Origin of the sequence: Nocardia sp. NBC_00403, assembly GCF_036046055.1 — a bacterium.
In the GTDB taxonomy this organism is placed as follows: Bacteria; Actinomycetota; Actinomycetes; order Mycobacteriales; family Mycobacteriaceae; genus Nocardia.
In genome coordinates, this window is the sequence record NZ_CP107939.1 from 1,871,693 (window position 1) to 1,895,038 (window position 23,346).

The window sequence follows — 23,346 nt, forward strand, 5'->3', positions numbered from 1 at the left end:
GCGAACACGCAGCGCCGCAGGCGCTGCAAAACAAACACAGCCGCGAACACGCAGCGCCGCAGGCGCTGCGAAAACCAACACAGCATACTGGTCGGGTGATGATCGTTTCGGACCCGCCGATGCCACCCGTGCCCGACCGTCGCAGCGTGCCGTCACGCTGAGCCGATCGTGCTCGAGACCGTTACGACCCTGACGAAGCTGCGTACGCGTGGCGTCGTTGTCGTGCGGCGCGCCGAGGACATCATCGACCTGAACTATGTGGGGCTGATCGTTGCGACGGTGTTCTTCGCGCTGTCGGTGACGCCTTCGCTCGTCCCGCGCGACTGGCTGTTCCAGGGCCTGATCAGCGGTGTCAATGCCGCGCTCGGCTACGGCCTCGGCTGCCTGCTGGAGTGGGTGTTCCGGGTGTGGATTCGACCGCGAGTCACCCTTCCCGCACCGCCGACCTGGGTGCGCTACGCGGTGAAATCCGCCATCCTGCTGACCGCCGCACTGAGCGCGGGCCTGATGCTCGTGCAGTCGGCGCGCTGGCAGCGGGAGATCACCACGCTGATGGACATGGAGGGCACCACCACCCCCGCCTACCTGCGCACCGGACTGCTCAGCGTGGCCGTCGGCGCGGCGGTGGTCGCCGTCTACCGGACGCTGCGCGAGATCATCCTCTTCCTGGCCCGCCAGCTCAATCGCTGGGTGCGGGTGCCGCGCGAGCTCGCGCCGACCGCCGGGTTCCTGGTGCTGGTACTGCTGGTCGTCACAATCTTCAACGGCGTGGCCTCGCGCGCTTTCTTCGCCGTGGCCAACTCGGCCTTCAGCGTGCGCAACGATTACACCTCCCCCAACGCGGTGCCGCCGTCTCAACCCGAGCGGTCCGGCAGCCCGGCGTCATTGGCGAAATGGGACTCGCTGGGTTTCGAGGGTCGGTGGTTCGTTTCGCACGGTCCCTCCGCCCGTCGGATCACGGCGGTCACTGGTCGGCAGGCCCGCGAGCCGATCAGGGCCTATGTGGGCTTGGAGTCGGCGGCCGACGGCGAGGCGCAGGCGCAACTCGCGGTATCCGAGCTGGAGCGCACCGGTGCCTTCGACAGGAAGGTGATCGTGGTGGTCACCACCACCGGCACCGGCTGGGTGAATTCGATGGCGACCGGTGCCATCGAGTACATGTACGGCGGCGACACCGCGATCGTTGCCTCGCAGTACTCGTACCTGCCCAGTGTGCTGTCGTTCCTCGCCGACCGCAGCAAGGCCATGGACGCGGGCAAGCGGCTCTTCGATGCGGTGTACCAGCATTGGAAGGCACGGCCGCCGGAGTCTCGGCCGAAGCTGCTCGTGTACGGGGAGAGCCTGGGTTCGCAGGGTTCGGAGGCGGCCTTCGATGGGCTCGCGGACCTGCGAGCAAAGATCGACGGCGCGCTGTGGGTGGGTCCGCCGAACTCCAATCGGCTGTGGCAGCAGTTCGTTTCGCGGCGCGACCCCGGGTCCCGGGAGGTGCAGCCGGTGTACGCGGATGGCCTCGTCGTCCGATTCGCCAGCGACAGTGCCGATCTCGTCAGACCGGGTCCCGAATGGCGGTCACCACGCATCGCGTATCTGCAACACGCTTCCGACCCGATCGTCTGGTGGTCGCCCGATCTGATCCTGTCCCAACCGGATTGGCTCTCGGAGCCGCGCGGCTCCGATGTCTCCTCGCAGATGCGCTGGTGGCCCTTCGTCACCTTCTGGCAGGTTGCCGCCGACCTCACCAATGCTCAGGGCGTCACCGATGGGCACGGTCATCGCTACGGCAGTCTGGTACTCGATGGCTGGGTAGCCGTGGCGCAGCCGCCGGATTGGACCGCGGAGCTCTCCGACAAGATCCGCGGGCAACTCGAGGCCGCCGAGGACTACGAGCGGGAGACCAAGTGAGTGACGGCGGCGGGGTCGCGAAGAGTGCTGCTGCTATTGCCACTGCGCTGCTGTGGAGCAATGGGCTGCTGCCGCGTCTCGGTCTCGATGTGCGCGGCAGGACCGCTGCCAATGCGGGATTCGCCACCGGGTATGCGCTGGTGTTCGGTAGCAGGGCGAACTGGTGGTCGGTTCGTGGACTGCGCTATGGGCTGGCGTCGGCGGCCGTTGTTGTCGCGGGCTACGGTGCGGCCGTGGCTGTTCCGGGTGTGCGGAGCCGGCTGCGCGAGTTCGCCGATCGTGGCCCGGATGTCACGCCCGCGGAGTGGATCGCCGTGCATATCCCGATCGGCACGGTCTACAGCGAGGAACTGGTCTTCCGCGGCACCCTGGATCCGTTGCTGGACACTACCTTCGGCACACGAGCGGGAATTCTCCTCGGCGCGAGCACCTTCGGCCTGTGGCATATCCACCCGGCCCGCGCCGCGGGCGACAGTGTCCCGGTGACCGTTGCCGCGACCGCGCTCGGTGGCCTCGTCTTCGGCCTGCTCCGCCGTCGCTCCGACAGCGCCGCCGCTCCTGCCCTGCTGCACCTGGCCGTCAACGCGGGCGGAGCGCTCGCCCCATGGCTTGCCGCTCGGTGGGCTCATCGATCGACGCGCTGACCGAGCGGCGACTCGCCGTGCGACCCCTGACTGGTCGGTGCCGGTGGACTCGCGCCGTGCGATGGGGGTCATTGCGCGGGCCGGCACGCATTTGTTCGACGTCGGTGTGTGCCGAGTCGGCGGCGGCAGGGCTTGTTCCGTGCGGTCTGGCCCCGGCTCGGCATTCGGTGACGGTGCGCGTCGGTATTCTCGGCACCGTGGCGGGAAAGTCGACAGTGGATCCGATGGCGTTGCGGGTGGCGGTAGCGGCGGTGAGCGAGTGGTTGCGGGACGAATCCGCCCCGACACCGGCCCGGACCGAGCTCGCCGCGGCGGTTCGCACGACTGTGCGTGCACTGGCCGCGTCCGCGCCCGGGCATTCGGTGGAGGTGCGGGTGCCGCCGTTCGTCGCGGTGCAGTGCATCGAAGGGCCGCGGCACACCAGGGGCACGCCGCCGAATGTCGTCGAGACCGATCCACGCACCTGGCTGCTGCTCGCCACCGGCCTGCTCGAATTCGCCGGCGCGGTGGACGTCGGTGTGGTGACCGCGTCCGGGAGCCGGGCCACGGAGGTCGCGCACTGGCTGCCGGTCACTCGGCTGGTCACGGACTGACGAGCATCAGTCGTCGGCCCCCGCGCCTGCCGACCGGTTGAGCAGCGCATTCCCGTGTGCGGTCGCATCGGTCCGGACGCGGTGTCCGGCCGATCAGCCGGCAGCGGGGGCGGCCGCGCCGCGGTGCAGGCCCTCGCGGTCGTAATAACGGGTGATGATCGCGCCGAAGACCAAGCCGAGCGCGAGCCCGAGCACGACCATCCAGAAACCACGGGCCAGACCCGCGTCATAGTTTCCGTCGAAGTAGAGGATGGCGCGGACGCCGAGGAAGACCTGATGCATCGGCTCGAATTCGGCCAGCCAGCCGAAGTACTTCGGGGTGGCCTCGATCGGCACCGTGCCGCCCGAGGAGGGCAGGCCGAGGACGATGAACAGGATCAGGTTCACCAGCAGGCCCGCGGAGCCGATCGCGGCGAGCACCGAGAGGCCGGTGATACCGACGGCGATGATCGCGAACGCGCTGTAGAGGAACAGACCGAGCGGATGGTCGATCGGCATGCCGAGTGCGTGCGCGACGACGAGGTAGATCGCCGCGACGATAGTCGCCGTCAGCACCATCACCCCCCACTTGGTCAGCAGCGTGTGGAAGCGCGAGATCGGCGTCGGCGGGAAGTGCACAAACCATGGTCCGTACTCGGTCGGCACGAAGCCGAGCGCGGCATCGACCATGGTGTGAATTGTCATAGAGCCGACCAGCCCGGCCAGGAGCAGCAGCAGGGCGAAGAAGAAGGCGGTGAGACCCTGGCCGGTTCCGCTGGGCAACGGCCGGAACGGCTCGACGACGATCTGTAGCGGATCCGCCAACGCGATTCGGGTGGCCCCGGTCAGTTCCGGTGCCGGTGGCCCACCAGGCGGCCCGGCCAGCTGGGCCCGCACCTGATCGGTCAGCTGCTTGCCGACCTGCGCGTTCACTTGCGGCAGCGCCTGGGCGCCGATGCGGTTGACGATCTCGGTGGCGAAGGCGCCGGTGCGCGGATTGGTCTGCAGCGTGATGATCGGGCGCTCGATATCGCCGGGAATCACGCTGCCGACGCCGAAAATGCCGAGCCGCTTGCTGAAATCGCTCGGAATGATGATGGCGCCGTAGACCTTGCCGTTCTGCATCTGGAGTTGCGCCTCGTTGATGCCGAGCACGCGCAGGTCGATTCGGTCGGCGGGCACGGCCTGCTCCAGACCGGCGGCCACCTGGTCGCCGAAAGTGACCCGCTTCTCCTGACCAGGCGCACCGATCGTGTCGCCGACATCCTGGTTGACGAGCGCGATGGGGAAGTCGTGCAGGTTCTGCTCCGGATCGACGACATAGTCGAGGTACATGATGCCCAGCAGCGTGGTCAGCAGGGTCAGGACCGCGACGGGCAGCAACACCATGCGAAGCCGGCGGCGCCGCGGTGACCCTCCCGTTGCGCCCCCTGCTGTCCCGCCACCGGTGTCCGCACTGTCGGTAGTCGTCACGGGTCGCACGGTAACAGCTGACCCGGTCGGAATCGGGCAGCTTACCGCGGCGATTGCTGCCCGGATGCGGCGTCGGTGATCGCGCACGGAAAATCACCCGTAGAATGACCATTGCCCCCAGCCCGCCCGAACAGGGAGCAAACGGTGACCAACGCCGAACTGCCGGTCGACAGCAGCATGCCTGTTGAAATCAACTCCGCCGTCACACCGGATCAGGATGAGAACGAGCCACGCGAAGAGTGTGGTGTGTTCGGAGTCTGGGCGCCGAGTGAAGACGTGGCCAAGCTCACTTACTACGGCTTGTATGCGTTGCAGCACCGTGGCCAGGAGGCGGCGGGCATCGCCGTTTCCGATGGTTCGCAGATCCTGGTCTTCAAGGATCTCGGGCTGGTCAGTCAGGTGTTCGACGAGCAGACCCTGGCCGCTATGCCGGGTCACATCGCCATCGGCCACTGCCGCTACTCCACCACCGGCGGCGTCACCTGGGAAAATGCCCAGCCGATCTTCCGTACCACCGCCGTCGGTTCCGGACTTGCCTTGGGCCACAACGGCAATCTGGTCAATACCTCCGAATTGGCAGGCCGGGCAAGGGAGCTCGGGCTGATCGGCGGCGCAACCGTGTCCGGCGGCCGCCCGGCGCCGATCGCGGCGACCTCGGACTCCGATGTGGTGACCGCGCTGCTCGCGCACGCCGCGGCGGACTCGAGCATCGAGCAGGCGGCAATGGAGCTGCTGCCGACGCTGAAGGGCGCGTTCTGCCTGACCTTCATGGACGAGCACACCCTGTACGCCGCGCGCGACCCGCACGGTGTGCGTCCGCTGTGTCTCGGCAGGCTCGATCGTGGCTGGGTTGTTGCCAGCGAAACCGCCGCACTCGACATTGTCGGCGCGGCCTTCGTCCGTGAGATCGAGCCGGGCGAACTACTGGCGATCGACGCCGAGGGTGTCCGGTCGATGCGCTTCGCCAACCCGGAGCCCAAGGGCTGTGTCTTCGAATTCGTTTACCTGGCCAGGCCGGACAGCACCATCTCCGGTCGTTCGGTGCACGCCACCCGGGTGGAGATCGGACGGCTGCTCGCCAAGGAGCATCCCGTCGAGGCCGACCTGGTGATCCCGGTTCCGGAATCCGGCACTCCGGCCGCGGTCGGTTACGCCCAGGGTTCCGGCGTGCCCTACGGGCAGGGCCTGATGAAGAACGCCTACGTGGGGCGCACCTTCATCCAACCGAGCCAGACCATTCGCCAGCTGGGCATTCGACTCAAGTTGAATCCGCTGCGCGAGGTGATCCGCGGCAAGCGGCTCATCGTGGTCGACGACTCCATCGTGCGCGGCAACACCCAGCGCGCGTTGATTCGAATGCTGCGTGAGGCAGGCGCATTGGAGATCCACGTGCGGATCGCCTCGCCGCCGGTGAAGTGGCCGTGCTTCTACGGCATCGACTTCGCTTCGCGCGCCGAGCTGATCGCAAACGGTGCGGGCGCGGAAGACAGCTACGCCGATATGGTCGAGGGCGTGCGCCGCTCGATCGGCGCCGACACCCTCGGCTACATCTCCACCGAAGGCATGATCGCCGCGACCGAACAGCCGCGCTCGCGGCTGTGCTGCGCGTGCTTCGACGGCGACTACCCGATCGCGCTGCCCACGGAGGCGGCGATCGGCAAGAACGTGCTCGAGGGCATGCTCAGCGGGCAGTCCGAGGCCATGCTGCTGGGCGACAACGCGAATGCGAGCGCGCTGAGCCGTCCCTGAGGGTCGGTGTCGCGGGTGCGCCGCAGGTGCCCCGGGAACTCACGCTGTTGTCGAGCCTTGCTCTGTTCGAGTCCTCTCTGTCCTGAGAACTCGCGTATTCGTATCGGCGAAGGCCGCGAATTACCGTGGTCTACGCGCGTTGTGATGAACCGCTGAACCCCGACCCGATTGCGCGTCGGCGAAGCCGTGTCCAGCCTTCCTGGGGTGCGGTGAACGAGCAAAATCACTTGCGGTGTTTCGGCGCTATGCGCCTTGGGTACCGCCGCACCGCTGTCCAGTCACGTGACATGGCATCCTCGAGACACCCCAGCCGCCGTTTCGGCGTGAACCTGGTCATTCGACCGGTGAGCGGGGGGTTGCCGCTGCGCCATAGGCAACGGCTGATAACGCCCCGGCAATTTTTCTTTGAAAACGCAACCTGTCGGAAATGGTTCCTGGGTACGGTGCCCGGTTATATCGGAAGTTCACCGTGTCCGTACCGGGGCCTGTGATCCAGGAGAACGCGGTGCGGCGCTCGAGAAGTGGGGCCTGATGTTGGTTTCAAGGACGCCTGGAGAACGAAAGCGGATGCGAGCCTTCGCGGCCATCGGCGCGGTAGCGCTACTGGCGGCCGGTCTCGCGGGCTGTGGTTCCGGACGGACCGGGGAGGGAGGTGGCGGCGCCGGGCTGGTTGCCGGCACCACGGACAAGATCTTCTCATTGGATCCCGCCGCCGCATACGACAACGGATCGCTGCTGGTCGAGACGCAGATCTATTCGTATCTGCTGAACTTCACCCCCGGTGATGCGACGCCGAAGCCGGACGCCGCGGAGAAATGTGAGTTCTCCACACCGACCACGTACACCTGCAAGCTGAAGTCCGGGCTGAAGTTCGCCAACGGGAATCCCTTGACCGCCACCAGCGTCAAGTTCTCCTTCGACCGGATGGTCAAGATCAACGATCCCAACGGACCCGCCTCACTGCTGGGCAATCTGGACAAGACCGACGTCGTCGATGACCTGACCGTCGCGTTCACCCTGAAGGTCGGCAACGATCAGACCTTCCCGGCGATCTTGCCAACCCAGGCCGGTCCCATCGTGGACGAGAAGGTCTACCCGGCCGACAAGGTCATGGCCGATGAGGACGTGGTGAAGGCCAAGGGCTATTCCGGGCCGTACACCATTGCGAGCTACGACAAGAACAAGCTGGTCGAGTACAAGGCGTACCCGGACTACAAGGGCATTCTCGGGACCCCGAAGACCTCGACGGTCTCCACCAAGTACTACGCGACTTCCGACAACATGAAGCTCGACCTGCAGAACGGTGCGCTCGATGTCGGCTACCGGTCTTTCACGCCGACCGACATCGAATCGCTGCGCGGCAACGACAAGGTCAAGGTGTACGACGGTCCCGGCGGTGAGCTGCGCTACATCGTGTTCAACATGAACACCATGCCGGGCGGCACGCCGGAGCAGAAGCTCGCGGTGCGTAAGGCCATGGCGTCCTCCATCGACCGTCCGGCGCTGGCCGAGGGTGTCTACAAGAGCACCTACAAGCCCGCCTACGGTTATGTGCCGCAGGGTATGCCGGGCGCCGCCGAGCCGCTCCAGGAGCTCTACGGCGCGAAGCCGAACAAGGACGCGGCCGCCAAGTTCCTCGCCGATGCAGGTGTGGCGACGCCGGTCGAGCTGAACCTGCAATACAACCCGGATCACTACGGCTCCAGCAGCTCCGAGGAGTACGCAGCGATCAAGTCCCAGCTCGAGGCATCCGGGCTGTTCAAGGTGAACCTGCAATCCACCGAATGGGTTACCTACCAGCGTGAACGTGCGCGTGACGGCTACCCGCTCTACCACTTCGGCTGGTTCCCGGACTTCCCGGACGCGGACAACTACCTGACCCCGTTCTTCGCGCCGAACAACTTCCTGCAGTCGCACTTCGAGGATCCGAAAGTCACCGCGCAGCTCACCGCGGAGGTGACCGAGCCGGACAAGGACAAGCGGGTCAAACTGATCGAGGCCGTGCAGCGTGACCTCGCGCAGAACTACCTGCCGACGCTTCCTTTGTTGTCGGGTAAGCAGATTGCGGTAGCGAATCCCAAGGTCCAGGGGGTGCCGCAGACACTCGACGCCTCGTTCAAGTTCCGCTACACGGTACTGAGCAAGTGACATCCGGTGAAGCCGGGCTCGAGGCATCGCCTCGGGCCCGGCGGTTCGGGCTGCTGCGCCGCGTCAAGGGGGGTGGCGGGGATTCCCGTCAGCTCGCGCTGTTGCGGTACTTGGGGATTCGGCTGCTGCTGATTCTGCCGACCGCATGGATTCTGGTGACGGTCGTGTTCTTCCTGATGCGGGTGATCGGCGATCCGATCAGTGCGGCGATGGGCGGCCGCATGACCCAGGAGCAGATCGAAGTGCGCAAGGAGGCGGCCGGGTTGAATCGGCCGATCCTGACCCAGTATTGGGAGTACATCTCCGGGCTCATGCACGGGGATTTCGGTCACTCCCAAGACAATCGGCAGATCAGCGAGGTCGTGACGACCTACGGTGCGGCGACCCTGGAGCTGGTGTTCTGGGCGCTGCTCGTGGCCTTCGCGGTCGGCGTGCCACTGGGCAGATACGCGGCGACGCATCGTGATTCGACCGCCGACGCCGGGCTGCGGATGTTCGCCATCCTGGCCTACGCGGCGCCGGTCTTCTTCGTCGGCATGCTGCTCAAGTTGGTCTTCGCGGTGAAACTGGACTGGTTGCCGGTCGCGGGCCGGGCCAGTACACCGGTGGAGCTGGAGCTGCAGCATGTTTCACCGAAAACCAACATCATGGTGATCGACGCGATTCTCTACGGAGACGGCGGCTATCTCGTCGACGTGCTGAAACATGCTGTGCTGCCCGCGATTGCGCTCGGCCTGCTGACCGCGGGGATCTTCCTGCGGCTGGTGCGCATCAATCTGATCCAGACGCTACGCAGCGACTATGTGGACGCCGCGCGGGCCCGCGGGCTCTCATCGCGCGTGGTGACCGGCCGACATGCCGTGCGTAACGCGATGATTCCCATTGTCACGGTGATGGGTATGTACATCGCGATGATGCTGGGCGGGGCGGTGCTCACCGAGACGACCTTCGAATGGAAGGGGCTCGGCTATCAGCTCGCGGAGTATCTGCACCAACGTGACTTCATCGCGGTGCAGGGCATTGTCGCGTTCGTCGCACTCGCCGTCGCAGCCATGAGCTTCCTGGTGGATGTCATCGTCGCACTGATCGACCCGAGGGTGAGGTTCTGATGACCGCACCGGAATTGGCCAACGAGCCGGTGATCGTGCCGCCGGTGTCGCCCGGCGGGCGCAGGCGATTGCCAGGGCTGCGACTGTTGACGATGACCGCAGGGTTGCAACGGGTGACGCTGATCATCGGTCTCGGCCTGGTCGCGCTGTTCGTGCTCACGGCGATCTTCGCGCCGTTGATCGCCCCCTACGGGCTTGCCCAGAACTCTTCCGACGGAGTTGCTTTCGTTGCACAGCAGCCGCCGTCGGGGCAGCACTGGTTCGGGACATCGGTCCGCAGTGAGGACGTGTTCTCCCGGGTGATCTATGGCGCGCGCACCGCGCTCTATGTGATCGCCATCTCGCTGACACTGTCGTTGCTCATCGGTGTGCCGCTGGGTCTGGTGTCCGGATACGTCGGTCGCTGGGTCGACCGGATTCTCGTGCTCTTCATGGATGCGATCTACGCGTTCCCGACACTGCTGCTCGCCATCGTGGTGTCGATCGTGGTGGCGGGCGGCCAGTCGAGCAGCTTCGGCGGCGTGCTCTCCGCCGCGGTGGCGATCACGGCGATCTATGTGCCGCAGTACTTTCGGGTGGTCCGCAACGCCACGGTGGCGGTGAAGAACGAACCGTATGTGGATGCGGCCCGTGTCACCGGTGCCTCCACCACGCGAATCCTGTTCCGGCACATCCTCGCCAATGTCACCCAGTCGTTGCCGGTGATCATCACCCTCAACGGCGCCGACGCCATCCTGACACTGGCCGCGCTCGGCTTCCTCGGTTTCGGCATCGAGCCGACCCAAGCCGCGGAATGGGGTTACGACCTGAACAAGGCGCTCAACGATGTCTCCAACGGCATTTGGTGGACCAGCATCTTCCCCGGTACCGCCATCGTCCTCGTGGTGCTCGGCATGACGCTGGTCGGCGAGAGTCTCAACGAGGCCCTCAACCCACTGCTGCGGACCCGCCGTGCCGTTGCGGTGTCAGCGGACGACAGTCTCCCCGCTGAAGCCGCTGAAGCCGCTGAAGCCGCTGAAGCCGCTGAAGCCGCTGAAGCCACCGAGGTCGCCGAAGCTGCGGAGGTCGGCGAGGTTGCCGAGGTCGGCGAGGTTGCCGAAGCTGCGGAGGTCGCCGAAGTCGCTGAAGCCGATGGCGGCGAGAATTCCACTGCCGCAGTGGAAGCCGATGCCGGCGCAGGCGATAGCTCCGCGGATGGCGGTGGCCGTGCTGCGCTGGAGAAAGCCGATCCCGACGAAATCTCGGGCGGCACCGGCGAAAAGGCTGTCGCGGCTGCCGAAGACACTGCGCTGGACCAGGCCGATCCGGACGAAACCGCGAGTGCTGCCGACGACAAGGCTGCCCCTGCGGATGGTGGCGGGGCCGCACCGGGCAAGGCCGATGCCAGCGAATCACCGAGTGCCGGAACCGAAACCGATGCTGCCGCCGACGGCAGCACCGAGCCGGGCGAGACGGTGCGGAAGGACAAGACCAATGAGTGAGCCAGCTGTGGTGGCCGATCGCCGACCGGCGTTGTCGATCGAATCGCTGTCGGTCACCTTCGCCACCGATGCCGGGCCCGTCTACGCCGTCAGCGATGTGTCCTATGAGGTGTTTCCCGGGGAGGTCCTCGCGATTGTGGGGGAGTCGGGCTCCGGGAAGTCGGTGAGCTCCCGCACGGCGATGGGCTTGCTGCCCGCGACCGCGCGGGTACGCGGCCTTGTCACCCTCGGCACCGAGGCCATCACCTCGATGAGCGAGAAGCAGCTCACCGCGCTGCGGGGTGGCGCGATCTCGATGGTGTTCCAGGAGCCCGGCCTCGCGCTCGACCCACTGTTCACCGTCGGCTTCCAGATCAGCGAGGCGCTGCGGGCGCACAGCGACATGGGGCGCAAGGCAGCCAAAGCGCGTGCGGTGGAATTACTTCGGCTGGTCGGTCTGCCCGACCCCGAGCATCGGGTCGATTACTACCCGCATCAACTCTCGGGCGGGCAGAAGCAGCGCGTGGTGATCGCCATCGCCATCGCCTGCGAGCCGAAGGTGATCATCGCCGACGAGCCGACCACCGCGCTCGACGTCACCGTGCAGGCCGAAATCCTGGAGCTGCTGCGCGATCTGCGCGATCGCATCGGCAGCGCGATCGTGCTCATCACCCACAACATGGGGGTGGTCGCCGACCTCGCCGACCGGGTCGTGGTGATGCGCGACGGCCGGGTGGTCGAGGAGGCGCCGGTGGACGAGCTCTTCGCGAATCCGCACGCGGACTACACCCGCGCGCTACTTGCGGCCGTGCCCCATCTCGGCACCGAACAGCTCCAGCACGGCCCACCGAAGGATGTGACGATCGCGGGCGACCCGGTGCTCGAGGTGTCCGATCTGGTCGTGCAATTCCCGGGGCCGTTCGGCAGGCCGGCGTTCCGTGCGGTGGACAACGTGACCCTGTCCATCGGGCCGGGCGAGACGCTCGGACTCGTCGGTGAATCGGGCTCGGGCAAATCGACCATCGGCCGCTGCGTCGCCGCGTTGCAACGCCCGACGTCGGGCGTTGTCCGGGTCCGCGGGCAGGACATCGCCGGGCTGTCGCAGCGACAGCTGCGGCCGATCCGGCGGCGCTTCGGTTTCGTCTTCCAAGATCCGGCCAGCTCGCTCAACCCGCGGCTCACCGTCGGTGACTGTGTCGCCGAGCCGTTGATCGTGCACAAGATGGGCACCGCGACCCAGATTCGCGACCGGGTGCGGCATCTGCTCGAAGACGTGCAACTGCCGGCCGGCACCGATCGCCGCTACCCGCACGAACTGTCCGGCGGCCAGCGCCAGCGTGCCAGTCTGGCAAGGGCCCTTGCGCTGGACCCCGATCTGCTGGTCGCCGACGAGCCGACCAGCGCACTGGACGTCTCGGTGCAGGCCGCCGTGCTGGAGCTGTTCGGCCAGCTGCAACGCGAATGCGGGTGGGCCTGCCTGTTCATCAGCCACGATCTCGCCGTGGTCGATCAGCTGGCGGATCGGATCGTGGTGCTACGCGATGGCGCGGTGGTCGAACAGGGCGATCGGGATCGGATTCTGCGTGCGCCGCAACAGGAGTACACGCAGCGCCTGGTTGCCGCCGTGCCGGTCCCCGATCCGGTGGAACAGCGCCGCCGCCGGGCCCGGACCGCAGGCCTGTTCGCGACCGAGCCCGGCGAATCGAGCATGACTCGCACCCAGGTGGTGACGGATGGGGATCCGACGTGACAACCGATTTCGCTCGCGCATGGGTAACTCACCGGGTACATCCAGAACTCGACTCGCCACGTGACCGCCGGTCCGCGCGGAAACTGTCGTGGCAGTTACCACCGGCGAAAGTCGCGGAGAGGCGGGGGAGCGCTGTGTGCTCGTTATCTGGCTCCGGTAGCGTGATCAGGCATCTATCCGCCGATTCGGTTTGGAGCTTTCCCCGAAAATGACTGAACAGACACCTAGTGGCGCCGGTGCCTCCTACGCCGCAGCGGGCGTGGACATCGAGGCCGGTGACCGCGCCGTCGAGTTGTTCGGACCATTGGCGAAGAAGGCCAGCCGTCCCGAAGTCCAGGGTGGCCTCGGCGGATTCGCCGGACTGTTCGCACTGAAGGGTGGCTACCGCGAGCCACTGCTCGCCGCCTCGACCGACGGCGTCGGTACCAAGATCGCTGTCGCGCAGGCCATGGACAAGCACGACACCGTCGGGCTCGACCTGGTTGCCATGGTCGTCGACGATCTGGTGGTGTGCGGCGCCGAGCCGCTGTTCCTGCAGGACTACATCGCCGTCGGCAAGGTGGTGCCGGAGCGGGTCGCCGAACTGGTCTCCGGCATCGCCGAGGGCTGCGTGCAGGCAGGCTGCGCGTTGCTCGGCGGCGAGACCGCCGAGCACCCCGGCCTGATGGATCCCGACGATTATGACCTGTCGGCTACCGGTGTCGGCGTGGTCGAGGCCGATGCGGTGCTCGGCCCGGACCGAGTGCGTCCCGGCGACGTGGTGATCGCGATGGGCGCGTCGGGCCTGCACTCCAACGGTTACAGCCTGGCCCGCAAGGTGCTGCTCGACATCAGCAGGATGTCGCTGACCGGGCACGTCGAGGAGTTCGGTCGCACGCTGGGCGAGGAGCTGCTCGAGCCGACCAGGATCTACGCCAAGGACTGCCTGGCGCTCATCGCCGAAACCGATGTGCGCACCTTCGCGCACGTCACCGGTGGCGGTCTGGCCGCCAATCTGGGCCGGGTGCTGCCCGCGGGTCTGGTCGCCGAGCTCGATCGCGGCACCTGGAATCCTGCGCCGGTCTTCAAGATGATCGCCCAGCGTGGGCGGGTCGAGCGGGTCGAGATGGAGAAGACCTTCAACATGGGCGTCGGCATGGTTGCCGTCGTTGCGCCGGAGGATGTCGACCGGGCGCTTGCGGTGCTGACCGCGCGGCACATCGAATGCTGGACCCTCGGCACCGTGAAGAAGGCCAAGGATGCGGACGCGTTGCGCGCGGTCCTGGTCGGTGAGCACCCGAGGTTCTGACCGCCGCGGTCGGACACCATCGAACGCACAACAGAGTCCCACATCGGATGATGCGGGACTCTGTTGTCGTATGCAGGTGATTGTGTTGCAGGCCTAGATGTTCGCGTCCGTCAACACAGGGTCAATCGACGCATGAAAGCGGGGGAGGCCCTGGCCTCCCCCTCATACGTAGACGTGTGTCAGCGGCGCCAGTCGTCGTAGTTATCGTCGCTGTCCCAGCGGGACCGCGATTCGTCGACATCGTGCTCGTCGGAGATCACATCACTGCGCTGCGCGGTGTGGGGAGCACTGCTACCCGCCAACTCGCGCTGAAGGCTCGTGAAGTCGGTCGACGGAGAGCTGTACTTCAGCTCGCGTGCGACCTTGGTCTGCTTTGCCTTAGCCCGGCCACGGCCCATGGCTGACCCCCTCGCGTCACTGCGGGGCGGCCTGGGGTGGTTTGGCGGCCCCGTTCGAATTGATATCTTCCTGACAGACACTTTAGCGTGTGTCAGGCAGTCTCGCTTCCATGAGTGGGTGAAGAACTCGTCGAGTGGTGCCGTTTGCCCCGTTGTCGCCCTCAACGCTCGGGCTTACACCACCCCGGGGATGGCGCGGATGACGCCGACCCGAGCGCCGCCGCCGAGCACCGCGGGCGCCGCGAGCTCGGCATGCGCGTCGGTCCACTCGACGCCCATTCGGTGCAGAATGGCCAGCGTCAGGGGGATGCGAGCCCGATCGTGGCCGTCATCGATCTTGTACGCGAAGGCCGTTCCGTCCGGTAGCGCACCGGCATGCACCCCGTCGGCGCCGATCTTGCAGACCAGGCCGGGGGTCGCCTGCATAATCAATAAATCGGGTGCGTTCGTGCCGGAAATCACTCGCGGATGGGCGCGAATCGCGTCGGCGACGCGCCGTTCCGGCGCCTCGGGATCGGCCGTCGCCATGGTCGCGAAGGCGCGCGCGAGGTTGACCAACGAGACCGGAATGATGGGCAGCCCACAGCCATCGATACCGAGATCGGTCTCCGGTTCCCCGGTGAGGTCGGTGATGGTGGCGATCACCGACTGCTGCAGCGGGTGCGCCTCGTCGAGGTAGCCCGTGGTCGGCCAGCCGTTGACGGCGCAGGTGGCGAGCATCGCCGCGTGCTTGCCGGAGCAGTTCATGAAAACGGGGCTCGGCTCGACGGATCCGGCGAGCGCCGCGGCCCGCGCTTGCTCGCCCGACGGCAGGTCGGGCGGGCAAGCGAGAGCCTTCTCGTCGAACCCGAACCGGTCGAGCAGCCTGCGCACCAGCGCGACATGATCGGGCTCGCCGTAATGCGAGGCCGTCGCGATGGCCAGCTCCGCGTCGTCGAGCGGTTCGAAGCCGTTGCGCAGCAGCGTGATCGCCTGCATCGGTTTGTTGGTCGAGCGCGGGAAGATCGGCAGGTGCACCTCGCCGAGCGCGAGGGTCGGCTCACCGTCGGAGCCGACGATGACCGCCGAGCCGCGATGCACGCATTCGCGGAAACCGGAACGGACGACTTCGACCAGCTCGACGCTCATGACAGCACCTCGCCGAAGATCGGTTGCGTGGTGTCCTCGGTTTCACTGCGCTCGATCACAGTTGGGCTCCCGTCGCGAGTTCGTCGGCGCGCTGTTGTCGGGCGAGTTGTTCGTTCGCATGGCGGCGTGCGTGTCGCTCGATCTGCATTCGCACGTCGTCGGAGATCGACGGTTCGGCCTCGAGCAGCATCGCGAGCCGGTCCATGTCTTTGCCGGTGAACAGATCACGGACGGTCACGCCGTGCTCGGGGACGTGCACCACCCGCACTTCGTCGCAGGCGCCGATGCTGCCCTCGGACAGTACCCGCAGGTAGGCGCCGGTATCGCTCTGCAGGGTGAAGCGCCGGACCCACTGTGCCTCGTTGCTCCAGTGCTGGAAGGTGGCGCATGGCACGCGCGGTGCGCTCACCTCGAGCAGTGTGTCGCCGATCGACCAGCGGGCACCGATCACCGCGTCGCTGACCGCGAGTCCGGAGATCCGCAGGTTCTCACCGAACCAGCCTGCCGGCAGGTCGCGGCCGAGCTCCGCGGCCCAGCGTTCGGCGTCGGCCTGGGCATATGCGTAGACGGCCTGATGGGTACCGCCGTGATTCTTGATGTCGCATACGTGATCGCCGTCGAGGCCGAGCGACCGCACCGTCAACCGACCGGGCTGGGGCCGCTTGTCGATCGCGGTCTTGCCGACCCGGCCCGGCACCTCGAGTTCGGCATGCACGACACAGACCGCGAGCACGCGGGCAGAGTCATCGGGTTGCATCGGGCCTACCCCTCTGTGTTTTGTGTGTCACGCCCGCGGCGCATGGACCTTTCGCCACCACAGCCGAACCAGCTCAGCGCCCGCGTAGCCGGTCGACCGCGAGTCTGCCCGCTTGGGGTGCGTCATCGGCGGGCACCGAATCCGGATCGATCGCGGCGGCACACGGTCCGGCCGTCAGTGCGGTATCGGCGGGGATGGTGCGCTTGATCAGGGCAAGAGCGATCGGGCCGAGTTCGTAGTGGTCGATGATGGTGCCGATGCGGCCGACCGCGCGACCGCCCGCGGTGACGTCGTCGCCGACGGCAGGACGGTCGTCGGCGGAGCCGTCGAGGTGCAGCAGCACCAGATGGCGCGGCGGTTTGCCGAGGTTGTGCACTCGGGCGACGGTTTCCTGACCGCGGTAGCAGCCCTTGTTCAGGTGGACCGCGCCGTGCTCGTCGATCCCGCCGATCCAGTGCGCCTCGTGCGGGATGGTCCGCTCATCGGTGTCCAGCCCGACGCGCGGGCGCAGTGCCGCAACACGCAGCGCCTCGAAGGTCCACATGCCGGCGGGTTCAGCGCCCGCGGTGCTCAATCGGGTCCACAGATCGTCGAGCTGCGCACGCGGAATCACCAGATCGAAGGAATCGCCGGTCGGCCACGGCATCCGGCGCAGGAAGCCGCCGCCGGGCAGCGGCACCGCATCGTAAGTGTCGGGCAGCGGCTCGGTCAGGCCGAGCGCCTCGGTCAGTCGGCCGGCCTGCGGACCGAGCAGGCTCAGCACTGCGTAGTCGGCGGCCTCTTCCGGCTTGGCGTCGGCCCAGAAGACCATCTTCTTCAGGAAATCGAGGAGCGCGGTTCCGCGGTCGGCCTCGGTGTCGATCCACAGCGTGCCGTCCAGATCGGTGAGCACGAAGTGGTGCAGCACTCGGCCGTTGAGATCGAGATCCAGATTCTCCGCCGACTTCCGGTCGCCCAGGTTCGCGATGTGCTGGCTGCTGATGGTGTGCAGCCAGGTCAGCCGTTCGGCGCCGGTGATGCTCAGCACGAATCGGTGCGACCGATCGACGATCGCCACCCGTTCCACGGCTGCGCGTTGCTCCCCGAGGGGATCACCGTAGTGCCATGCGACGGCGGCATCCGGCGAACCGGGTGCTCCCGCGACGGCGCCCGGGACAACAAGGATGGGGCTCGGTACAACGACCACGGACACGCCAACCACTCTAGGCGGGTGCCGAGCGTCATGCCGTAGTCGGGCTACCGGCGGGTGTCCGATCGGGGAGCGGCACAGGAAACTTCGCCGCACAAGTCGCGCTCGGTCCGATACCAATCGGAATGGCCGCGAAACATTTGCCGTGACGTAGGCGCGGCCGGCGAACAGGGCCTACGCTTCCTCGCATGGTAGATCGAGTTCTGGTAACACTCGATGGCGCGGTCCGGGATCCGGACGCGCCGTTGTTATTTGCCGACGATATCGGCGTGCTTCGTGGTGACGGTGTTTTCGAGACGGTGCTGGTGCGGGCCGGCAATCCTTGCGCGATCGAGTTTCATCTAGGCAGACTGCGTCGTTCGGCGCAGGCGCTGGACTTGCCGGAGCCCGAATTGGGGCGGTGGCGCGAGGCGGTCGAGCAGGCGGCGAAGGAATGGGGCACCGAACGCGAGGGCCTGATGCGGCTGGTGTTCACGCGGGGTCGCGATACCGAACTTTCCGGCGCCAAGTCCTCGGTCACCTCCGGTGATCTCGCCGCCGCGGTGCCGGTGCCGACTTGCTATGTGCTGGTGCTCCCGGTGCCGGAGCGGGTGCAGCAGGCCAGGACCGATGGTGTGTCGGTGGTGACGCTGTCACGCGGTATTTCGGTGGATCTGGCGCAGGCCGCGCCGTGGCAGCTGCTCGGCGCGAAGACGCTGTCGTACGCCTCCAACATGGCGGCGCTGCGGTTCGCACACCGGATGGGCTCCGACGACGTGATCTTCACGAGCACCGAGAACCGGGTGCTGGAGGGTCCGCGTTCGACCGTGGTGATCGCCCGCGACAAGCAGCTGATCACTCCGCCTGCCAAGAACGGCATCCTGCCCGGCGTCACCCAGCGGGCGCTGTTCGCCGAGGCGGAGAAGGCGGGCTGGAAATGTGAATACAAGTCGCTGTTCACCGCCGATCTGCTCACCTGCGACAGCATCTGGATGCTGTCGAGCATCACGCTGGCCGCGCGGGTCAACTCGTTGGACGGTCTGCGCATGATGGCGCCGGACAATGCCGGGGAGATCGTCGAGCTGGTCGATCGAGGCGTCGGCAGGGCCGGTGCGATCGGGGATTGGTGAGCGCCGCGGGACGTCCTTTCCCGTGATCTTCGTCCTACGACGACATGTAGGAGTTGTTGGCGAGCTCGGGAAATGGCCGTCCTGAGCCCGACAGCACGGTGTGTCGCGCGTTAAGTCTTCTTGATCGGGCAAGCCTCCAGCGTAGCCTTTACTACGACATGTCGTAGATCGGCTGGAGGTCGAATGAGCGTCTTGGACATCTCGCGCTGGCAGTTCGGCATCACGACCGTTTATCACTTCATTTTCGTCCCGTTGACGATCGGCCTCGCCCCGCTCGTCGCGGGTATGCAGACCGCATGGGTGGTAACCGGCAAGGAGCACTGGTACCGGCTGACGAAGTTCTTCGGGAAGCTGTTCCTGATCAACTTCGCGCTGGGCGTCGCCACCGGCATCGTGCAGGAATTCCAGTTCGGCATGAACTGGAGCGAGTACTCCCGCTTCGTCGGCGATGTGTTCGGTGCCCCGCTGGCGCTGGAGGCGCTTGTCGCGTTCTTCCTGGAGTCGACATTTCTCGGCCTGTGGATTTTCGGCTGGACCCGGCTGCCCAAAAAGCTGCACCTGGCCACCATCTGGCTGGTCGCCATCGGTGTGAATGCCTCCGCGTACTTCATCGTCGCGGCCAACTCGTTCATGCAGCACCCGGTCGGCGCGAGGTACAACGCCGAACGCGGCCGCGCCGAGCTCACCAGCATCTGGGAGGTGCTGACCAACAACACAACCCTCGCGGCCTTCCCACACGTCGTCGCGGGCGCCTTCCTCACCGCTGGCACCTTCGTCGCAGGCATCGCCGGCTGGTGGATGGTTCGGAATGCGCGCAGCGGCGACGAGACGAAAGTCGCCGAGGCGCGGGGCATGTGGCGTTCGGCGGGGCGTGCGGGCATGTGGGTGATCGTGGTGTCCGGCATCGCGATCTTCTTCACCGGTGACATCCAGGGCAAGCTGATGTTCGAACAGCAGCCGATGAAAATGGCGTCGGCGGAGTCGTTGTGCCACACCGCAACCGATCCGGACTTCTCGATCCTCACGGTCGGCACGCACAACAACTGCGACAGCGTCACGCACGTGCTCGACGTGCCCTATGTGCTGCCGTACCTGGCCGAGGGCAAGTTCGAAGACGTCACCCTGGACGGCGTCGTCGACCTGCAAAAGGCGTACAACGAGAAGTTCGGGCCCGGCGACTACCGGCCCAACCTGTTCGTGACCTACTGGTCCTTCCGCGCCATGATCGGCCTGTCCGCCGGTGCGATCGGGCTCTGGCTGGTCGGCATGTGGCTGACCCGCCGCGGTCGCGTCGCGGATCAGCGCTGGTACTCGTGGCTGTGCCTGCTCGCTATCCCGACGCCGTTCCTGGCCAACGCCGCGGGCTGGGTGTTCACCGAAATGGGCCGCCAGCCCTGGGTTGTCGCGCCGAACCCGACCGGCGATCCACAGCTGCGGCTGATGGTGCAGCAGGGCGTCTCCGACCATGTCGCAGGCACGGTGATCACCTCGCTGGTGGTCTTCACGCTGCTCTACGGTGCGCTCGCGGTGGTGTGGTTCTACCTCATGCGCCGCTATGTGATCGCCGGACCCGAGCAGCCGACCGTCGGCCCGCCCGGCGGCGGACCGGACGATACGGATGGTCCTGTCGGCCGCCATCGCGCCGCAGAGCCTGCCGTCGAACAGCTTTCCTTCGCTTACTGAGGAGCCGACGATGAGTTTGCAAGAGTTCTGGTTCATTCTGATCGGCGTCCTGTTCACCGGCTACTTCGTGCTGGAGGGCTTCGACTTCGGGGTCGGCATGCTGATGCCCATCCTCGGCAAGGGCAGCGATGCGCGCAGGCGCGTGGTGCTCAACACCATCGGCCCGGTGTGGGACGGCAACGAGGTCTGGTTGCTGACGGCGGGCGGCGCGATGTTCGCGGCCTTCCCCGAGTGGTACGCGAGTCTGTTCTCCGGCTTCTACATCGCGCTGCTGCTGGTGCTCGTCGCGCTGATCCTGCGGATCTGCGCCATCGAATACCGGAGCAAGATCGACGACCCGAAGTGGCGGGCCCGCTGCGACATCGGCATCGGAATCGGCTCCTGGATACCGGCTTTGGCCTGGGGCTGGGTGTTCGCCAATGTGGTGCGCGGAGTACCGCTGAACGAGAAGAAGCAGATCACCGGCTCGGTGTGGGAGCTGCTCGGACCGTACGCACTGCTCGGTGGGCTCGCGACCGGGCTGCTGTTCGCGCTGCACGGTGCGGTCTTCCTGGTGTTGAAGACCGGCGGCGAAGTGCGCGACGACGCGGTGCGGACGGTGCGGCTGCTGCTGGTGCCGACGGCTGTCGTCGTCGGTGCCTTCGGCGTGTGGACCCAGCTCGCCTACGGCACCGGCTGGACCTGGATTCCGTTGGTGCTCGCGGTGATCGGGCTCCTGATCGCCGGCGCGGCTTCGTTCGCCCATCGGGACGGTTGGGGTTTCACCGGCACCACGCTCACCGTCGCCGCCGCGACCGTGCTGTTGTTCGGGTCGCTGTACCCGAATGTGTTGCCCTCCACCATCAGCGACCTGTTCGACCTCACCATCGACAACGCGTCGTCCACGCCGTACACACTGAAGGTGATGAGCTGGGCCGCGGTGATCGTCACTCCGGTTGTGCTGGCCTACCAGGGCTGGACGTACTGGGTGTTCCGCAAGCGCATCACCGTCGAACAGATCCCACCGCCCATCGGGCTGCCGGTGCAATCGGCGCTGCCGGTGGAAACGGCCGTCCCCCAGGATTCGAGCAAGGACTGATTCCATGGCCCGCCCGCCCGTCGATCCGCGCCTGTGGCGGCACGCCCGTTCGGCCCGCCGCTATTTGGCGCTGAGCGTGGTGCTGTCGCTGGTGATCACGATCGCCATCGTGATCACCGCGGTCGCGTTGGCTCGTGTGCTGGCCGGGGTCATCACCGACCCCGGGCAGCGCACCCTCGGCAGGTGGATGACCGAACTTGTTGTCCTGGCCTGCGCCATCACCGTTCGGGTTGTGGCCACCTGGGTGCAATCACGTCTGGCGCACCGAGCCGGCGCCGCGGTGGTGACCGAGCTGGAGACCGCCGTCCTGGCCGCAGGCGCCCGCATGGCGCCACGCGAACTCGAAACCCGCCGAACCGAACTCGCGGTCGTCGTCGGCACCGGCCTCGCCGGCCTGCGCGCCTACCTCACCGGCTACCTGCCCGCCCTGCTGCTCGCCTGCCTGGTGCCACCGATCGTGCTGGTGGTCATCGCCGTGCACGACCCGATCTCCGGCGGTATCGCCCTGGTGACGCTCCCGCTGATCCCGGTCTTCATGATCCTCATCGGCCTGCTCACCCAGGGCCGTGCCGAAGCCACCCTCGCCGCGACAACCCGCCTCTCGGATCAGCTGTTGGACTTGTTCGCCGGTATGCCGACGTTGCGGGCGCTCGGTCGGGAGGGCGGTGCGGTCGAATCCAGCACCACTTCGGGTCGGACGCGAGTGCGACCCGACCAGGATGCGGGTCTCGGCGCGAGCAATCGGGTCCAGCGGGCCGGCTCGATGGAACATCGGGTGCGCGAGCTCGGAGATGCGTTGCGGCAGCGCACCATGCGCGCACTGCGAATCGCGTTTTTGTCGTCGATGGTGCTGGAGCTGCTCGCGACTTTGAGCGTCGCGCTGATCGCGGTCTCCATCGGCCTGCGGCTCGTGTACGGCGAGATGAGCCTGTATGCCGGATTGGTGGCGCTGATCCTGGCCCCCGAGGTCTACTTGCCGCTGCGGATGGTCGGCGAGCGTTTCCACGCCGCCCAGGACGGAATGGCGGCTGCCGACAAGGCTTTTGCCGTTCTGGAGCCGGAATCGACGGCTGCTGAGCCGGGGATGCCCGGTTCAGCAGCCGCCGGTCCGGTCGGCGCGTCCGACGGGGTCGATCACCGTCGCTCGTCCCACGGGGCGGGTGCGGCCTTCGGTGGCGTCATCGCGGTGCGTGATCTCGCGGTCCGCGCCAGGGACGGTTTCGCACCGGCCGGCCTTTCGGCGGTGCTACGCCCCGATGCGGTCACCGTGCTGGCCGGTCCCAATGGGAGCGGGAAATCCACCACCCTGCAGGCGATCCTGGGGCTCATCACGCCGGATCGGGGATCGGTGACGGTAGACGGAACCGACGTCCGCGACCTCGATGCGGACGCCTGGTGGGGTCGGGTGGCCTGGTTGCCGCAGCGCCCTGTCCTGGTGCCGGGAACCCTGCGCGAAAATCTCGAACTGCTCGGCGCCCACGTGCCGGACAAGTCGGCACAGGGCGCAGCGCGAGTCGTCGACGAGCTCGAAGCCGCCTGCCTGGCAACCGGATTCGACGCAGTTCTCGCCGGCCTGCCGCGCGGCTGGGAGACGGTCGTCGGCGCCGGCGGTGTCGGGCTCTCCCTGGGGCAACGCCAACGCTTGGCCCTCACCAGAGTCCTCGCCGCCGACCGTCCGATACTGCTCCTCGACGAACCGACCGCCCACCTCGACCCCGACAGCGAGGCCGCCGTGCTGGCAGCCCTGAAACAACGCGCCCGTGCCGGAGCCACCGTCATCGTCATCGGCCACCGCCCCACCGTCCTTGCCGCCGCCGACCACATCATCCGGGTCCGCGCCGAAGCACGCGACCCCCGCACGGTGGTGCCGCGATGAGCACAACCACGGAGGTAGTGGGCGGGAAGGTGG

17 protein-coding genes and 1 pseudogene are annotated in these 23,346 nt (G+C 66.9%); 13 read left to right on the forward strand and 5 right to left on the reverse strand.

Annotation, left to right across the window (positions count from 1 at the left end):
• Positions 1-168 precede the first annotated feature (168 nt).
• The 3 genes from OHQ90_RS08220 to OHQ90_RS08230 all read left to right on the forward strand — a co-directional run bounded on the left by OHQ90_RS08220 (position 169) and on the right by OHQ90_RS08230 (position 3,139).
• Positions 169-1,902 carry an alpha/beta hydrolase gene (locus tag OHQ90_RS08220; RefSeq protein WP_328408785.1) on the forward strand — a complete coding sequence of 578 codons (1,734 nt, stop codon included), beginning with the start codon at positions 169-171 and terminating at the stop codon, positions 1,900-1,902.
• Positions 1,899-2,546 (forward strand): CPBP family intramembrane glutamic endopeptidase, encoded by a 648-nt coding sequence (locus OHQ90_RS08225; RefSeq protein WP_328408787.1) that lies wholly within the window; start codon positions 1,899-1,901, stop codon positions 2,544-2,546. The genes OHQ90_RS08220 and OHQ90_RS08225 overlap by 4 nt, the downstream gene beginning before the upstream one ends.
• A gap of 224 nt (positions 2,547-2,770) precedes the next feature.
• The gene (locus tag OHQ90_RS08230; protein WP_328412699.1) at positions 2,771-3,139 is read left to right on the forward strand and encodes a sterol carrier family protein; all 369 of its coding nucleotides are present in this window, start codon (positions 2,771-2,773) and stop codon (positions 3,137-3,139) included.
• Positions 3,140-3,232: 93 nt separating this feature from the next.
• Here the strand turns inward: OHQ90_RS08230 and OHQ90_RS08235 are convergent, their stop codons facing one another.
• Positions 3,233-4,507 carry a YhgE/Pip domain-containing protein gene (locus tag OHQ90_RS08235; RefSeq protein ID WP_328412701.1) on the reverse strand — a complete coding sequence of 425 codons (1,275 nt, stop codon included), beginning with the start codon at positions 4,505-4,507 and terminating at the stop codon, positions 3,233-3,235.
• A gap of 228 nt (positions 4,508-4,735) precedes the next feature.
• Here OHQ90_RS08235 and purF point away from each other — a divergent pair, with 228 nt between their 5' ends.
• From purF to purM, 6 genes and pseudogenes are all read left to right on the forward strand, one after another.
• A complete protein-coding gene (gene purF, locus OHQ90_RS08240; RefSeq protein ID WP_411997469.1) occupies positions 4,736-6,340 on the forward strand; it encodes an amidophosphoribosyltransferase in 1,605 nt (534 codons plus the stop codon).
• Between the two features lie 567 nt (positions 6,341-6,907).
• A complete protein-coding gene (locus tag OHQ90_RS08245) occupies positions 6,908-8,488 on the forward strand; it encodes an ABC transporter substrate-binding protein (RefSeq protein ID WP_328408789.1) in 1,581 nt (526 codons plus the stop codon).
• A 98-nt stretch (positions 8,489-8,586) separates the two neighbouring features.
• Complete coding sequence (locus OHQ90_RS08250) at positions 8,587-9,597, forward strand: ABC transporter permease (protein WP_328412705.1); 1,011 nt, start codon at positions 8,587-8,589, stop codon at positions 9,595-9,597.
• 92 nt (positions 9,598-9,689) lie between these two features.
• Positions 9,690-10,550, forward strand: a pseudogene (locus OHQ90_RS08255) (ABC transporter permease); the annotation flags it as partial.
• A gap of 520 nt (positions 10,551-11,070) precedes the next feature.
• A complete protein-coding gene (locus tag OHQ90_RS08260; RefSeq protein ID WP_328408790.1) occupies positions 11,071-12,807 on the forward strand; it encodes an ABC transporter ATP-binding protein in 1,737 nt (578 codons plus the stop codon).
• A 208-nt stretch (positions 12,808-13,015) separates the two neighbouring features.
• Positions 13,016-14,095, forward strand: a complete 1,080-nt coding sequence (gene purM / locus OHQ90_RS08265; RefSeq protein WP_328408791.1) for a phosphoribosylformylglycinamidine cyclo-ligase — start codon at positions 13,016-13,018, stop codon at positions 14,093-14,095.
• A gap of 179 nt (positions 14,096-14,274) precedes the next feature.
• Here purM and OHQ90_RS08270 read toward each other — a convergent pair whose 3' ends face one another.
• The 4 genes from OHQ90_RS08270 to ygfZ all read right to left on the reverse strand — a co-directional run bounded on the left by OHQ90_RS08270 (position 14,275) and on the right by ygfZ (position 17,570).
• Entirely contained in the window at positions 14,275-14,493 is a 219-nt protein-coding gene (locus tag OHQ90_RS08270; protein ID WP_328408793.1) for a DUF3073 domain-containing protein, read from the reverse strand.
• Positions 14,494-14,667: 174 nt separating this feature from the next.
• The gene (locus OHQ90_RS08275; RefSeq protein WP_328408794.1) at positions 14,668-15,621 is read right to left on the reverse strand and encodes an asparaginase; all 954 of its coding nucleotides are present in this window, start codon (positions 15,619-15,621) and stop codon (positions 14,668-14,670) included.
• Between the two features lie 55 nt (positions 15,622-15,676).
• On the reverse strand, positions 15,677-16,378 hold the full coding sequence (locus OHQ90_RS08280) for an MOSC domain-containing protein (protein ID WP_328408796.1): 702 nt from the start codon (positions 16,376-16,378) through the stop codon (positions 15,677-15,679).
• A gap of 73 nt (positions 16,379-16,451) precedes the next feature.
• The gene (gene ygfZ, locus OHQ90_RS08285) at positions 16,452-17,570 is read right to left on the reverse strand and encodes a CAF17-like 4Fe-4S cluster assembly/insertion protein YgfZ (RefSeq protein ID WP_328408798.1); all 1,119 of its coding nucleotides are present in this window, start codon (positions 17,568-17,570) and stop codon (positions 16,452-16,454) included.
• A 185-nt stretch (positions 17,571-17,755) separates the two neighbouring features.
• Between ygfZ and OHQ90_RS08290 the strand changes: the two genes are divergently transcribed.
• The 4 genes from OHQ90_RS08290 to OHQ90_RS08305 all read left to right on the forward strand — a co-directional run bounded on the left by OHQ90_RS08290 (position 17,756) and on the right by OHQ90_RS08305 (position 23,313).
• The gene (locus OHQ90_RS08290) at positions 17,756-18,676 is read left to right on the forward strand and encodes an aminodeoxychorismate lyase (protein WP_328408800.1); all 921 of its coding nucleotides are present in this window, start codon (positions 17,756-17,758) and stop codon (positions 18,674-18,676) included.
• A gap of 183 nt (positions 18,677-18,859) precedes the next feature.
• A complete protein-coding gene (locus OHQ90_RS08295; RefSeq protein WP_328408802.1) occupies positions 18,860-20,359 on the forward strand; it encodes a cytochrome ubiquinol oxidase subunit I in 1,500 nt (499 codons plus the stop codon).
• A gap of 10 nt (positions 20,360-20,369) precedes the next feature.
• Positions 20,370-21,437, forward strand: a complete 1,068-nt coding sequence (gene cydB, locus OHQ90_RS08300; RefSeq protein ID WP_328408804.1) for a cytochrome d ubiquinol oxidase subunit II — start codon at positions 20,370-20,372, stop codon at positions 21,435-21,437.
• Between the two features lie 4 nt (positions 21,438-21,441).
• Positions 21,442-23,313, forward strand: coding sequence for an ABC transporter ATP-binding protein/permease (locus OHQ90_RS08305; protein WP_328408806.1), 1,872 nt, complete (start codon positions 21,442-21,444; stop codon positions 23,311-23,313).
• Positions 23,314-23,346: the final 33 nt, after the last annotated feature.

Excerpts from the sequence above, each read along its gene's own strand:
- purM (WP_328408791.1), top strand. The coding sequence starts at position 13,016 with ATGACTGAACAGACACCTAGTGGCGCCGGTGCCTCCTACGCCGCAGCG.
- OHQ90_RS08295 (WP_328408802.1), top strand. The coding sequence starts at position 18,860 with ATGAGCGTCTTGGACATCTCGCGCTGGCAGTTCGGCATCACGACCGTT.
- OHQ90_RS08280 (WP_328408796.1), bottom strand. The coding sequence starts at position 16,378 with ATGCAACCCGATGACTCTGCCCGCGTGCTCGCGGTCTGTGTCGTGCAT.
- OHQ90_RS08230 (WP_328412699.1), top strand. The coding sequence starts at position 2,771 with ATGGCGTTGCGGGTGGCGGTAGCGGCGGTGAGCGAGTGGTTGCGGGAC.
- OHQ90_RS08290 (WP_328408800.1), top strand. The coding sequence starts at position 17,756 with ATGGTAGATCGAGTTCTGGTAACACTCGATGGCGCGGTCCGGGATCCG.
- OHQ90_RS08275 (WP_328408794.1), bottom strand. The coding sequence starts at position 15,621 with ATGAGCGTCGAGCTGGTCGAAGTCGTCCGTTCCGGTTTCCGCGAATGC.
- OHQ90_RS08270 (WP_328408793.1), bottom strand. The coding sequence starts at position 14,493 with ATGGGCCGTGGCCGGGCTAAGGCAAAGCAGACCAAGGTCGCACGCGAG.
- OHQ90_RS08305 (WP_328408806.1), top strand. The coding sequence starts at position 21,442 with ATGGCCCGCCCGCCCGTCGATCCGCGCCTGTGGCGGCACGCCCGTTCG.
- OHQ90_RS08245 (WP_328408789.1), top strand. The coding sequence starts at position 6,908 with ATGCGAGCCTTCGCGGCCATCGGCGCGGTAGCGCTACTGGCGGCCGGT.
- OHQ90_RS08235 (WP_328412701.1), bottom strand. The coding sequence starts at position 4,507 with ATGGTGTTGCTGCCCGTCGCGGTCCTGACCCTGCTGACCACGCTGCTG.
- OHQ90_RS08260 (WP_328408790.1), top strand. The coding sequence starts at position 11,071 with ATGAGTGAGCCAGCTGTGGTGGCCGATCGCCGACCGGCGTTGTCGATC.
- cydB (WP_328408804.1), top strand. The coding sequence starts at position 20,370 with ATGAGTTTGCAAGAGTTCTGGTTCATTCTGATCGGCGTCCTGTTCACC.